Raw genomic sequence first — 14,257 nt, forward strand, 5'->3', positions numbered from 1 at the left:
ATGTCGATGTTTTTAAAGTAAAAAATCCTACTCGATCGAGTGAAAAAACTTCGGGGCAATCGACCACCAACGCGGCAGTAACTGCTTGACCTTGCTATCGCCAAACCGGTCATCGATCAACATCACCACCCCTTGATCTTGCTGAGTGCGGATCACCCTCCCCGCCGCCTGCACCACTTTCTGCACACCGGGAAACAGGTAGGTGTAGTCATAACCGGCGCCGAAAATCGCCGCCATGCGCTGTTTCAACTGCTCGTTAACCGGGTTGAGTTGCGCCAGCCCAAGGGTGGCAATGAACGCACCGATCAGGCGCGCACCGGGCAAGTCGATGCCTTCGCCGAAAGCCCCACCCAGCACCGCAAAACCAACGCCCTGACTGTCGGCGGTGAACTGATCGAGAAAGTCCTGACGCTGCCCTTCCCCCATGCCCCGGGACTGCGACCACAGATTGATGTCGGGATGCCTCTCGGCCAGCATCTGCGCCACTTGCTGCAAATAATCGAAGCTGCTGAAAAACGCCAGGTAGTTGCCGGGACATTGTCTGAATTGCCGGGCAATCAGCTCGACGATCGGCGCGAGAGATGACTGGCGATGGACGAACCGCGTAGAGATCTGACTGACGATGTGCACTTGCAGCTGGTCGGCATGAAACGGCGATTCGACATCTATCCACACCGTGTTTGCTGGCGTACCCAGCAGATCGGCGTAGTAGTGGCGAGGGCTCAGCGTCGCCGAAAACAGCACGGTGCTGCGTGCAGCCGTCAAGCGCGGTCGGATGAAACCGGCGGGCACCACGTTGCGCAGGCACAGCTGCGACAGGGTGCACTTGCGGGCGAGGTCGCGCTTGCTGATGTCGAACAGGAACTGTTCATCGAAGAGTTCGGCCACACGGCAAAATTGCAACATGTCGAAATAGAAGTTCTGTAACGCCCCGTCCAGGCCTTGAGGATGATCGTTCAGATAATCGCCGATGCTCGCATTGCACGACGACAACGCCTGGAGCAGTTTTTCCGGAGCCTTGTCATAGGCCTGATAGGCGCCGAGTTGCAGGTTATGCAAGGCATTCCACTCACGGCTGACCCGCTGCAAGGGTTTTTTCAACGCCTCAGGCGCGGTTTTTCGTACACCGTTGAGGGTGGATTGGTCGAGGCTCGCGCTGTACATCTGCCGGCCGCGTTCTACCAGGTTGTGGGCTTCGTCCACCAGCACTGCGACTTTCCAGTTATTGGCCTGGGCCAGCCCGAACAGCAGCGCGCTAAAATCGAAATAGTAGTTGTAGTCGGCGACCACCACGTCTGCCCAGCGGGCCATTTCCTGGCTCAGGTAATAGGGACAGACGTCGTGTTCCAGGGCAACCTGACGCAGTGCACTCTGGTTCAACAGGCTCAGTTTGCTGGCCGCTTGGCGAGCGGCGGGCAAGCGATCATAAAACCCTTGGGCCAGCGGGCAGGATTCGCCGTGACAGGCTTTGTCCGGATGCTCGCAGGCCTTGTCCCGGGCAATCATTTCGAGCACCCGCAAGGGCGGCGCGTCGGCGCTCTCAAGGATCACCTGCGCGGCGTCCAGCGCCAGTTTGCGCCCCGGGGTTTTCGCCGTGAGGAAGAACACCTTGTCCAGTTGCTGAGGCGCCAGGGCCTTGAGCATCGGGAACAGCGTGCCGACCGTCTTGCCGATCCCCGTGGGCGCCTGGGCCATCAAGCAACGACCGGTGCTGACGGCTTTGAACACCGATTCCGCCAGATGACGTTGCCCGGGTCTAAAGTCGGCATGGGGAAACGCCAGGTGTTGCGCGGCCTGATTACGCCCTGCGCGATGAGCCATTTCCTGTTCGGCCCAGTGCAGGAACAAGGCGCAATGTTCTTCGAAGAACAGCCCCAGTTCCGCGGCGTTGAACGCCTCGACCAGGCAGGTTTCCTTCTCACTGGCGATGTCGAAGTACACCAGGGCCAGATTGATCTGCGCCAACTCCAGTTTCTGACACATCAACCAGCCGTAAATCTTCGCCTGCGCCCAGTGCAGCTGACGATGATTGGCGGGTTGCTTGCTCAAGTCGCCGCGATAGGTTTTGACTTCTTCCAGGCAATTTTGCACGGAGTCGTAGCCGTCGGCCCGGCCCTTCACCTTCAACGTTTGATACAAGCCTTCAAGCACGACTTCACTCTGGTAGCCCTCGTTACGCCGAGACGCCACCGTACGGTGGCCGACAATCCCTTCCAGCGCCGTCGGCGAGGGCGTAAAACGCAGATCGAGGTCTCCGACCTTGGCGGTGAACTCACACAGCGCCCGCACCGCGATGCTGTAGCTCACACGCTTTGCTCCGCCCATTGCACGTAACAGACGGCAATCGGCATCTGGTGTTCATGGCAGAATTCGAGCCAGCGCAATTGATTGTCTTGCAGGCGATCACCGGGCCCTTTGACTTCGATCATCCGGTAGGTTTTGTCCTGCGGCCAGAACTGGATCAGGTCCGGCATCCCGGCGCGATTGGCCTTGATGTCCAACAGCAGTCGATTGAACCAGTGCTTGAGGTGTTCGGCCGGCAGGCAATCGAGTGCCTGATCCAGCAATTCTTCGCTCAGCACACCCCAGAACACGAAGGGTGACTGCACGCCCCACTTGTTGGCATAGCGTTCACGAATCGTCTGGAGGTAACGCCCGTCATCAAGTTCAGACAGGCAGTCCTGGAACAGCTCCGCACGGCGCGCGTGAAAGTCTTCATTGAGCAGATCCACCGGCCCACGCTGGAACGGGTGGAAAAACGCCCCCGGTAACGGTGCGAAGATCGCCGGCCAGCACAGCAGACCGAACAGCGAGTTGACCAGGCTGTTCTCGACGTAATGCACCGGTGCCGAATCTTCCGCCAAATGCGCCTGAACGTAATACTCCACTGACAACGCCAGGTCGGTCCTGGGCAGTTGCAGGTCCAGGCGCAGCATCTCCCGTGGGGATACGCGCTTCATCGCCGGCCCGCCAAGCTTGCGCCGCAGCCTGGGTAGCACACGCAGCAATTGTTGCTGCTCGGCGGCGCTTTCCGGCGTTTGCTCCACCGCGACGGCCAGGTCCATGGCCAACTGGTATTCACCGCAGCGCTCCAACACGCGAATCAACCGCAATCGCGCGCCGGGATAGGCACACTCGCGGTAGATCGTCAGTGCGGTAGAGAAATCCGCCATGCGCTCGCAGTGCTGACCTATCTGGAATAACAATTTGCCGCGACGTCGTTGCAGCCAGGGATTGCTCAGCGCCAGTGCGTTGATCTGCTCGACAATGCCTTCCACTGCTTCGCCGGCCTCGAAATGCTGCTGACACTCATGAAGGAAGAGGCAGGCATCCACGTCGTCACGGCTGCGCAGGCCTCGGGAATCGGCGCAGAACTCGACTTTTTCATAGGTAAAGATGCCCAAGTCAGCCAGCACGAACTCGGACCAATCCTGGTAAAGATTGCCGAAAAACATCAAACGCAGCCGGTCGCACAGGCCCATGATGGTCAGGCTGAACAATCGGTCATCCAGCGACGGGCACCACTGGCCGAAGCTTTGAGCCTGGGGAAACCGCTCGCTCAGTACCGGCAGCCAATCGGTCTTTTTTTCCTTGGGCTGATCGATGATGGTGCCAAAACACTGGAGAATTTCTGCCTTGAGCAACACCTCGAACAGCGCATCGATCGACAGCGGCCATTGCTCATCGATCCAGCCCAGCGCCAGCAATGGGCCGGCGGCATTGGCGGTGTCGCCGATTTCGAGGTAGTGCAGCTTGCTCGCCCTGAAGTGATTCCCCTTGCGCATCACCATCCTGACCAACAGCGCCCTGGACTCACGGGGCAGCCGAATGAACCCGCGGATGAAGTGTTGCTCTTCGACACTCAACACATCGGCATAGCGATGTTCAAGCCAATCAAGCACTTGCATGAAGTTGTTCAAGTAGTAGAACGGATCGTCGAGAGGATTTGCAGTCACAGGAAAAAAGGCCATGGCGAGCGAGTACTGGTTATGCGTACAGATACCAGCTACGCCCTGCCCGGTGCAAACGGAAAAGGATAAGCGGCGGCGCTATTCGGTAATTTTTTGGGTGTCTATGAACTTTCTGCCGATCCATCGCACCAACCGCGTTAGAGGTACAGTGACGATTGATTTCATTCGCGACAGTCGCGCTGTTTTTTTGAAGTATGAGAGGTGGTTATGAATATCAAGACTCTGGGCTTGCCCCTGGCGGTAGCGGCCTTCCTGGCCCTGGCGGGTTGCTCGACGCCAACGGTAGTGACGCTGCAGAACGGCACCCAGTATTTGACCAAGGACATACCGAAAACCAAGACCAAGGATGGCTTCTTTGAGTTCGAAGATATTTCCGGGGCAAAAGTGAAGGTCAAGGCCGATGAAGTGACCACGATTCGGCAGGAAGACTGAATTGCGCGTATCGTTCATCGCGAGCTCGCTCGCGATGAAGCGTCACATCACACTCAGGCCATAACAATCCCCGCACCCGACAAACTATCCAATCCCACCCCGACCAATGTCACTGAATCCCCCCCAAACGTCAGCACCGTGTCGTGCCCCACCGCCGCGGCATGCGCCCGATAGTCGTCGTTTGGCGTTACCCCTTGAACCCCGAGAAACACCAGTTTGTCGCTGGCCTGGTAGCCAACCACCCGGTCCTGACCAAACGCGCCGCTAAACAAAAAGGTATCGATCCCGCCTCCCGACTCCAGAAGGTCATTTCCCACCCCACCGATAAACACGTCGTTACCCTTGCCGCCGATCAAATGATCGTTGCCGCCCAGCCCCATCAACCAGTCGCCGCCGGCGTGAGCCTTGAGCGTATCGACGCCAGCGCCACCCTTCACCGTTGAAGCGTACTGAGTCAGGTTGTTGCCCGTCTTAAGGCCCTCGGCAGTGACGCTGTGGGTTACGTCATCCTTGAGCAGCCCCCATAGGAACCCCGGTTCCTTGGTCACGAGGCTGCCGATGTCGCGGGTAATACTGATGCCACCCTTGGCGTCGCGGATGTACAGATTGCCGGCACCGTCATTGGCGAAGTCGACGTTTTTCACCGACTGTTGCAAGTCCAGCACGTTGTTGCCCTTGCCGCCCAACAGAATATTGTAGCCACCACCGTCGCGGAAGGTGTCGTTGCCATCGCGGCCTTCCAGGTAGTCGTTGCCCTTGCCACCCTGGATCAGATCGTTGCCGTCGCTGCCGATAATAAAGGTGCTGCCCTTATGGGTGTCGGCGTTGCGGTTCAGATCCTGGACCCAGGTGTTGCTGCGCGCGGGGTCCGACAGGTTGGCAACGATGATCGTCGAGTCTTTGCTGGTGAGCTCATAGAACGCCGACTCGATCACCCGGTTCATGCCGTCGCCATAGGCAGTGGGCAAGTGCGAGATCCAGGTCGCAATGTTGAGGATCGAGAACGGCAGCACGTTCCAAGCCGTCGAGGCGTAGTGATCGTTGAAGCTGACGATGTTATCGGTCGCCGAGTCTTTGGCGGCGTCGTGTACGCCCACCGACGACAGGTTGAACGACGAGCCGTCGAGGGCGCGGAACACCGGGTCGTTTTCGTAACCGACGTTGAGCACTTTGTCCGTGCTGCTTTGGGTCGGCGAGGCGTAGGCGATGTAGTTGGAATCCTGATAGAAGCCGGCCCATTTGTCGTTGCTCAGATCCGCCAGGCTATTGACCGCCAACCCACCGAGGCTATGGCCGCTGACCAGCACGTCCTTGCCCGACAGGCCATTGGCCCGGGCAAATGCCGCAACGTCACTGAGCAGGTCGCCGAAGGCTTCGCCGACGTAGTTCTTGGCGTAATCCTTCGGCCCCAACGCCGCCATCAGATCGTTGATCACGTCTGCGATTGAATCACTGACCAGGGTTTCCCGGGGGCCGCTGGTGCCGCGAAAGGCGATACCGATTTCGCTGAGATGACCCTGCGCGTCGTACTTGCCGAGGATTTCCACCTGAGCGCTGGTGTAGCCTTCCTTTTCGCCGAAGAACGTTCCGCGTGCGTCGACCTTGCCGTCATAGCCTAGTTGCGAGGCCGTGATTGGCGTCCAGCCGGCTTTCTGCAGCGCGTCCAGCGCGGCTTTTTCCGAATCGGGATTCCAGGGAACGCCGGGTATCACACCTTGGGAATCGGTGCCGCCAAGCAGCGCGGTGACCAATGTCGCCGGCAAGCCAAGGCCGAAGCCATTGTGCTGATAGCCGGTGGCAAAGCCGTTATCGAGGTTGTGATAGGAATACAGCGTGATTGCCATCGCGTCGGTAAATAACGCTTTGGAATCTGCTGTGCCAAAGTTTTTGTAGTCGTACACACCCATGGGTATTGCCTCTCTATTTGTTGGAATTGTCAGAGATAGCTCACAACCAGGACGCCCGATAACGAGGCGCCCCGGAGCATTTAGTGCCGGCAGCCTTTAGGCAAACGTAATGCCTGAAGCCGACAGGTTATCCAGTCCCACCCCCACCAGAGTCACGGCGAAGTCACCCACCTTCAGCACCGTGTCATGGCCCGACTGCGAAGCGTGTTGCTGGTAGTCATAACCCTGCCCCGCGCCCTGGACGCCCATGAACACCAGTTTGTCATTGCCCTGGTAGCCATTGATCGCGTCGAAACCAAAGGCGCCGCTGAACAGGAACGTGTTGTTGCCACCCGAGGCCTGCATCACGTCATTGCCCGCGCCACCGACGAAGGTCACGTGGCTTTTGTCGCTGCGCAGCAGGTCGTCGCCGGCATTGCCGAACAACCAGTCGCCGTCGACGCTGGCTGCCAGGGTGTTGCTGTAGGCGTCACCGTTGAGCGAGTGGTTGTAGTGGATCAGTTCGCTGCCGTTGAGCAAACCGTTGGCGGTGACGCTGTAAGTCACCTCCTTGCTCCCCCACCATGAGCCCGACTCCTTGCTGACCAGCGCGCCGATGTCGCGCGTCATGCTGATGCCATCGTAGGCATCACGCACGTACAGCGTGCCGTCGCCATCGTTGGCTAAGCTGACGTTCTGCAACGGCTTCTGCAATTCCAAGGTGTTGCTGCCCTTGCCGCCCAGCAGGATGTTGAAGCCGCCGTCATCGCGGAACCGGTCGTTGCCGTCGCGGCCTTCGATGAAGTCATTGCCGGCACCGCCCTTGAGCAGGTCGTTACTGTCCGTGCCGATGATGAAGGTGCTGCCGGTGTGGGGTTCGCCGCTGCGACCAAGGTCCTCGACCCAGGTCTTGCCTCGGGACGATTCCGTCAGGTTGGACACGATCAGCGTCGAGTCCTTGTCGGTGAGGTCGTAGAAACGCGAGTCGATCACCCGATTCAAACCGCCGGCATAACCCAGCGAGCCGTGAGCCGACCAGTTCAGCGGGTTGAGGATGCTGAACGGCACCAGGTTCTGCGAGGTGGACGCGTACTGGTCGTTGAAGTTGACGATGTTGTTGGTCGCCGAGTCCTGATGACCATCGTGTTTGCCCAGAGAACCGCTGCTGAACGTGGTGCCGTCGAGTGCCCGAAACACCGGGTCGTTCTCGTAGCCGATGTTCAACACATTGTTGCCGGTGGCGCTCTGGGTCGGTGAGGCGAAGGCGATGTAGTTGGCGTCCTTGAAGAAGCCGCCCCAGTTGCTGCCGCTCAATTGCGCGAGGCTGTTGACCCCCAGCCCGCCCAGGCTATGACCACTGACCATTACGTCTCTGGCGCTCAGGTCATGGGCAATCGCAAACGCGGCGACGTCCTTGAGCAAGGTGTCGAAGGCGTTTTTCGTATAGTTCGTCGCGTAATCCACCGGGCCGACGGCGGCCAGCAAATTGTTTTTCATGTCGCCGAAGGTGTCGCTGTAACCCAGGCCTCCGGTGCCACGCAAGGCAATGCCGATACCGATCAGCTTGCCCGCGGCGTCGTACTTGCCGAGTACTTCGGCTTCGGCGCTGGTGAAGCCATCCTTCTCACCATAGAAGGTGCCCAGAGCACCGACCTTGCCCTGATAACCCAACTGCGTAGCGCCAATCGGCGCCCATCCGGTCGCCGGCAGCGGCTGCCCCGTTGGCGTGTACGCATACAGCGTCAGCGCGATGGCATCGGAGTACAACGCCTTGCCGTCGGCATTTTTGTAGTCAAAAAGTCCCATATGCTTGCTTCCTTTGCGTTAAATCAAAACTGCCAGTCGAGCGTCAGACCCACACCATGGTCTTTCTCGTTGGAGCCCAGCAGTCCGTTGTAATCCAGGCTCACCCGCACATCCTGCGCTACCGCCAGACCGGCGCGCGCGCCCACAACGGCGGCGTTGCGATCCATGGAAACGCTCTGCACGCTGAACCCGGTGTTGCCGTTTGCGAAGGCCAGGTGATCTTCGGAACGGGTGTTGCTCAGGTTGTGCTGCCAGCCCAGGGTGCCGGACAGTTCCAGTTGCTGCTTGTCCGACAGGGCAACCGATTTGCTCGCCCGTACACCGAGGGTCGAGAGCACGGCGTCGCGGGTGTCTTCGCCACCCTTGAGTGCCGCGGCATCACCCTTCTCGGTGAAGCTGTCGCTGTTGAGGTGCACGTAGGCCAGATTGGCGAACGGTTCTAGTGCCAGCGGTTGCAGATCCAGGCGATACGCCGCTTCGGTGAACAGTTGTGCGGTTGTCGCGTCGCGTTTGGATTTCTGTTTACCGCTGACGTCGCCGAATTGCAGATCACGCTTCACGTCGATGCGATGCCAGCTGTATGCGCCGCCGACGCTCAGACGAAGCGCATCGATTTCATGGCCCAGATAGGCGCCCAAGTGGTAACTGTCGACGGAGGCTGACGAATGCGTGCCGTCGCCCATGCTCAACGAACTGTCGCTGTAACCGGTCACGAAACCCAGCCGCGTATCTTCAGTGATCAGACCGTCGACACCGGCCAGCAAGCCGCCAATGGAGCTGTTGGAACTGGCGTTGTCATGCCCGCCATCGCTCTTGCCCCAGGCGCCGAGGACTTTGACCCAGGCGTTGCTACGGTCATCGGTCGGTGCCGCGGCATCGAACAGATCACGCTCACGCAGGCGTTCGCCGACTGCATCGCGCAGGTAGCGGCTGTCGTTGATCAGAAGCGTGCCGATTGCCGGGTGAATCTCACCGGAGAGCTGCTGGAAGGCTTGTTGCGCGACGGCGGCGGTCGGCGACAACAGCAAGGTTTCATAGAGTGGATTGCCGGCGCCCAATTGCTCGGCGGCGGCGGCGACAGCGCGTTGATTCGGGGTTTGGCCGACGCTGGTGAAGGACGTTGCGTTGCGCTCTACCGCCAGTTGGATGCCATTGGCCGAGTAGTCGAGTGTGCCTCCGATGAACAGGTAATCCGGTAGCACCGCGCCGAAACGCCCTTCGATCCCGCCGGCCGCTTGCAGAATGTTGTATTGATTGCCGAGCAGGGATTTTACTTCGCTGGTGGTCAGCAAGGTCGGGCTGTTTTCCAGGGACAGGCTGACGGTAGCGCCGTCGATCACGGCTTTACCGCCCGCCACGATCTGGTCGCTGCGGGTGGGCGACAATTCCACGGCATAGGTCGAGCCGCGCTCGAAGGTTACGTCGCCCGCCACCTGCAAGGTGCCGATGGAATTGCCCGGCGCCACGGTGCCGCCGCTTTTGGCGGTCAGCGCACTGATGCGACCGTTACCCCCGAGGATGCCGCTGTCATTGACCGTGACGGCTGATGCGAGCGAACCGTTGATAGCCAGGCGGCCCTGATTGACCAGCGTCGGGCCGGTGTAGGTGTTGGCGCCAGTCATGACCAGCGTGCCGATGCCTTGCTTGGTCAAACCGCCGTGCCCGGAAATGTCGTTGCGCCACGTGTCGAGGCCGCAGTGCACGTCATTGCAGACGCGTTCGGTCGGTTTGCCCGCGTCGATGATCGCGCCGATGCCTGGCAAATCCGCGACAAACTGACTCGAACCGTAGGCCCCCTGAATGCGGAATTCGTCGGGAATGTCCTGCTCGGTGACGAACATCGCCGGGCCATCGATGCCTTTGCGCAGGTTGATCATGCCCCAGCCATACAGCGAATCGACACCCGACGCACCGAGGTCGGTGGCTGTGGTGCGCAACACGCTGGCGACCTGGGCGCCGGTCATGTACGGGAAGCGCTCCATCAGCACTGCCATGGAACCGGCGACATGCGGCGCCGCCATCGAGGTGCCGTTGTAGTTGGCGTAGCCGGTGGTCAGGTTGCCGGCGTTGGTACCGCTGATGATCGAGCTGTAGATCTTGCTGCCCGGTGCAGACACGCAAAAGCTTGCGGTGTAGCCGCAGCGTGAAGAGAAGGTGCTGATGTTGTAGAGGTCCGGGCTGTTGAGGTCCGGGTTCTTTTGCAAGGCCGCCACGGTGACCCAGTTCGGCGCGATGTCCGGGACGAAATAACCCAGGCCCGCGATGGCGTCCGGGTTGTTGAGGTTGTAGTCGTTGCCGGCCGCGAAGATCGTCACGATACCGCTGCGAGCCGCCGCGATGGCGCCGTCGTAGGCTCCGCCCGGTTTGGTCCCGAGTAACGGACGGATCTCGTTGAACTGCAATTGCGCGTCTTGCACGGTGAAATGCGGGTACGCCGGGTTGCGTCCTCCGAGGTCGAAGCGATCGGTGATGCCGATGCCCCAGCTGTTGTTGATGATCCGCGTGCCGCTGGCGATCAAGGCATCCCAACCGGCCTTGTAGACCGCTCCGTCGTTGCCGCGAATAATGCCGTCCTCCGGGCCCGGATCTCCGTTATCCGCACTGATGATCTGCGCACCGAATGCCACGCCATGCATCGGGCCGCCATCTCGACTGCCGGCAGCGATCCCTCCAACGTGGGTGCCGTGGGCACCGAGCTTGCCGTCGGAGCCGACCGAGGGCGAACCGTCATAACGAAACGCATCGCCGGCTTTGACCGGGATGTACGGGTCGGTGTATTCGCGGATGCCGCTGGTGACCAGAGTGATCACTTTGTTGGGACCGGAAAATTCCGGATGCGCGGCGTAGACCGGTTGGTCGAAGATCCCCAGTTTCACGCCTTTACCGGTGTAACCGGCGGCGTAGGCCTCTTGTGCGTTGACCGCTCCCAGTCCCCAATCGGCATTGAATTCAGCGCTGCGCCAACTGTTGGGATCGCCCGCTCTACCGTTTTCCACGTAGGGCGCCGCTTGCGCGGTACCGAGGGTGGCCAATGCGCAGAGCAAGGCAAGATTGTTGTACTTGTTATTCATCCAGCTACCGTCCTTAGTTGTGTTGCCAAAATTCCTGGGCCTTGAAAGCACCTATTTTTTTTATTTGTGAAGCACGATCCCTGTAGCAGCTGGCGCAGCCTGCGCCAGCTGCTAGGTTCGCGTTAAAACTGCCAATTGAGGCTGAGCCCGACGCCATGGCTCTTCTCGCGGCTGGCCAGTTGGCCGGTGTAATCGAGGTTCAAGCGAATGTCCCGGCTCAGGGCCAGGCTGGCATGGGCGCCCACCAGCGCTGCGTCACGCACCATGGGCAAACTCTCCACGGCAAACGCTGTACTGCCGCTGGCAAACGCCAGATGCTCTTTGGAATCGGTGTTGCTCAGGTTGTGCTGCCAGCCGAGGCTACCGCTCAGGTCCAGCTGTTGCTGGCCGGACAGGTTCACGGTTTTCAACGCGCGCACGCCCAACGTGCTGAGCACTGCGTCACGCGTGTCGCCACTGCTTTTCAGTGCGGCGGCGTCACCTTTCTCGGTGAAACCTTCGGTGACGAGGTGCACGTAAGCCAGATTCGCGAAGGGATCGAGTGCCAGAGGTTGCAGGTTCAGGCGATACGCCGCTTCACCGAACACTTGGGTGGTCCCGGCATCGACCTTGGCTTTCTGTTCGGCGCTGACGTCGCCGTATTGCAAGTCGCGTTTGACGTCGGCCCGATGCCAGCTGTAGGCACCGCCGGCACTCAGGCGCCAGGCACCTGACTCGCGGCCGGCATAAGCGCCCAGGTGATAGCTGTCGACCTTGGCCGATGAATGCGTGCCGGAGCCCATGCTCACCGAACTGTCGCTATAACCGGTGACCAGACCGATCCGGGTTTGCTCATCGAGCGACCCGTCGACACCGGCGAGCAAGCCGCCAATCGACGTGGTGTAACCGGCGGTGTCATGGCGGTCATCGGTCTTGCCCCAGGCGCCCAGCGCCTTGATCCAGCCATTGCTTTGAGCACCTTGGGCGTCAACCAGTCGCTCACCGACGGCATCACGCAGGTAACGACTGTCGTTGATCAGTACGGACCCTAGCGCCGGATAGATTTCCCCCGATAACTGCTGAAACGCCTGTTGGGCGGACGTTGCAGTGGGCGACAGCAGCAGGCTTACATAAACCGGATTACCCGCCCCAAGCCCTTCCACGGCGGAAGCAACGGAGCGCTGGTTCGGCGTTTGGCCGACGCTGGCGAAGGTCGTGTCGTTGCGTTCGACACTCAGTTGGATGCCGGTGGCGGCGTAATCAAGGCTGCCACCGATGAACAGATAGTTGGGCAGCACGGCGCCGAACTGACCTTGAATTCCGCCGGCCGCTTGCAGGATGTTGTACTGATGACCGAGCAGACTTTGCACTTGTTGAGTGCTGAGCAAGGTCGGGCTGCTTTCCAGTGACAGGCTGACGGTCGCGCCGCTGACCGTGGCCGTGCCGCCCGCGATGATCCGGTCACCCTCGGTCGGCGATAGCTCCACTGCGTAGGTCGAACCCGGCGCAAAGGCGACATCGCCACTGACCTGCAAGGTGCCAATGGAATTGCCGGGCGCAACCGTAGCGCCGCGGTTGGCGGTCAGTGCGCCGACTCGTCCTGAACCACCCAGCGTGCCGCTGTCATTGACGGTCACCTTTGATGCCAACGAACCGTTGACCAACAGCAGACCGCCATTCACCGTGGTCGGCCCGCGCCAGGTATTGTCGCCGGTCAGCATCAGACGTCCGGCACCGGACTTGATCAGACTGCCTTCGTAGACCCGAGTGATGGCTGCGAGATTGCGTGCCATGCCCACCGCATAGTCGGTCTGATCCTGTTTGCTGGCACCGACCGGCACACCGCTCTCCCAACCTTTGGCCCTCAACGTCTGTTGCCAGGCACTGTGCTCCGCCGCGTCTTCGCTCTGACGCTGGATCAGCGCTTTGTCCGAGATGTCATTGCTCCAGACATCGCTCTGCCCTGCCCCCAGATTGGCGTCGAAACGCCCGAGTAATTGCCCCGGCCCGCCCATCGCCCGTTCAAGGTTGGCCACACCCCAACCGACGCGGGTATTGGGTGCCTCGGTGATCGAACCGTCGAGTTGGGTAGCGGTGGTCAGCAGGGTTTCCAGCACCTGCTGGTTGCTCATGTACGGATAGCGTTCCATCACCAGCGCCAAGGCACCGGTGGCATGCGGCGCGGACATGGAGGTGCCGGACTTGATCGCATAGCCTGCGCCGGGAATGGTGCTGTCGATCTTCGCGCCAGGGGTGGTGATGCACCAATACTTGGCGATCCCGCACTGGTTGTACTTCTGCTGGTTGCTTTGATCCAGCCCCGACACCGCCAGCCAGTGGCCTTCCAGGTCCGGCTCAAAATACGGCAAGGCTGAACGCACGCTGGCGTTGGGGTAACCGCTGTTGCCGGCGCTGAACACGTTGATCACGCCGCGTCGGGAAACGTCGGCTGCCTCGTCGAGCCAGGTGCCTTTGTTCCAGTGCTGGGCGTAGGCCGCATGCAGATCGTCGAGGGTCCGATAGCTGACATCCGGTGGTTGGCTGCCCCAGCTGTTGTTGATCGCTCGCACACCGGCATCCGCCAACGCGTTATAGACCGCTTTGAAGTAGCGTGGATCAGGAGTGGGGCCGAAGAGGAAGCTATCGTTCTTGTTGGTGTTGCCGACGTAGACCTGCGCGTTGTAGGCCACGCCGTGCATACCAGTGCCGTCACGCGAGGCACCGATGGTGCCGGCGACATGCGTGCCGTGGGAATCGTTGTTGGGGTTGAGCGTGCCGTCGACGTTGAACGACGAACCATCGACGTAACTGCCGCTTGCCAGCACCGCGTGGTAACGGTCGGTAGCGAATTCTGGATGGGAAGCATCGAAGCCAGAATCAAGCTCGCCGATTTTCACGCCTTTGCCCGTGATGCCGGCGGCATAGGCTTGATCGGCCTGCATGCGGGCAAGGCCCCAGTCGCGCTGGAATTCTACGGTGCGCCAACTGGCGGCATCGCCGAGGGTGCCGGTTTCCTGATAAAGCGCTTGGGCCGAACCTGGCGCTAATGAAATCCAGAGCAGTAACGTGCCGACCGAAATCGACTTGATCTGTACGTCCGTGTTCATGAATT

7 protein-coding genes are annotated in these 14,257 nt (G+C 60.3%); 1 reads left to right on the plus strand and 6 read right to left on the minus strand.

Annotation, left to right across the window (positions count from 1 at the left end; genetic code table 11):
- Window positions 1–27: 27 nt before the first annotated feature.
- A complete protein-coding gene (locus ACYZT0_RS11530; RefSeq protein ID WP_462045928.1) occupies window positions 28–2,307 on the minus strand; it encodes an ATP-dependent DNA helicase in 2,280 nt (759 codons plus the stop codon).
- Window positions 2,304–3,971 (minus strand): VRR-NUC domain-containing protein, encoded by a 1,668-nt coding sequence (locus ACYZT0_RS11535; RefSeq protein WP_462045929.1) that lies wholly within the window; start codon window positions 3,969–3,971, stop codon window positions 2,304–2,306. Before ACYZT0_RS11535 ends, ACYZT0_RS11530 begins: the two co-directional genes overlap by 4 nt.
- 207 nt (window positions 3,972–4,178) lie before the next feature.
- On the opposite strand from ACYZT0_RS11535, the gene ACYZT0_RS11540 reads away from it, so the two are divergent.
- Window positions 4,179–4,403, plus strand: coding sequence for a YgdI/YgdR family lipoprotein (locus tag ACYZT0_RS11540; protein WP_461963858.1), 225 nt, complete (start codon window positions 4,179–4,181; stop codon window positions 4,401–4,403).
- A gap of 53 nt (window positions 4,404–4,456) precedes the next feature.
- Here ACYZT0_RS11540 and ACYZT0_RS11545 read toward each other — a convergent pair whose 3' ends face one another.
- From ACYZT0_RS11545 to eprS, 4 genes are all read right to left on the minus strand, one after another.
- Complete coding sequence (locus ACYZT0_RS11545) at window positions 4,457–6,310, minus strand: polyurethane esterase (RefSeq protein ID WP_462045930.1); 1,854 nt, start codon at window positions 6,308–6,310, stop codon at window positions 4,457–4,459.
- A 96-nt stretch (window positions 6,311–6,406) separates the two neighbouring features.
- Window positions 6,407–8,095, minus strand: a complete 1,689-nt coding sequence (locus ACYZT0_RS11550; RefSeq protein WP_462045931.1) for a polyurethane esterase — start codon at window positions 8,093–8,095, stop codon at window positions 6,407–6,409.
- Window positions 8,096–8,118: 23 nt separating this feature from the next.
- The gene (locus tag ACYZT0_RS11555) at window positions 8,119–11,166 is read right to left on the minus strand and encodes an autotransporter domain-containing protein (RefSeq protein ID WP_462045932.1); all 3,048 of its coding nucleotides are present in this window, start codon (window positions 11,164–11,166) and stop codon (window positions 8,119–8,121) included.
- A 122-nt stretch (window positions 11,167–11,288) separates the two neighbouring features.
- Window positions 11,289–14,252 (minus strand): autotransporter serine peptidase EprS, encoded by a 2,964-nt coding sequence (eprS, locus tag ACYZT0_RS11560; RefSeq protein ID WP_462045933.1) that lies wholly within the window; start codon window positions 14,250–14,252, stop codon window positions 11,289–11,291.
- Between the last annotated feature and the right edge of the window lie 5 nt (window positions 14,253–14,257).

This window comes from Pseudomonas sp. ZS1P83 (assembly GCF_054897825.1).

Coding starts and splice junctions, on each gene's coding strand:
- ACYZT0_RS11535 (WP_462045929.1), bottom strand. CDS start 3,971: ATGGCCTTTTTTCCTGTGACTGCAAATCCTCTCGACGATCCGTTCTAC.
- ACYZT0_RS11540 (WP_461963858.1), top strand. CDS start 4,179: ATGAATATCAAGACTCTGGGCTTGCCCCTGGCGGTAGCGGCCTTCCTG.
- ACYZT0_RS11545 (WP_462045930.1), bottom strand. CDS start 6,310: ATGGGTGTGTACGACTACAAAAACTTTGGCACAGCAGATTCCAAAGCG.
- ACYZT0_RS11550 (WP_462045931.1), bottom strand. CDS start 8,095: ATGGGACTTTTTGACTACAAAAATGCCGACGGCAAGGCGTTGTACTCC.
- ACYZT0_RS11555 (WP_462045932.1), bottom strand. CDS start 11,166: ATGAATAACAAGTACAACAATCTTGCCTTGCTCTGCGCATTGGCCACC.
- eprS (WP_462045933.1), bottom strand. CDS start 14,252: ATGAACACGGACGTACAGATCAAGTCGATTTCGGTCGGCACGTTACTG.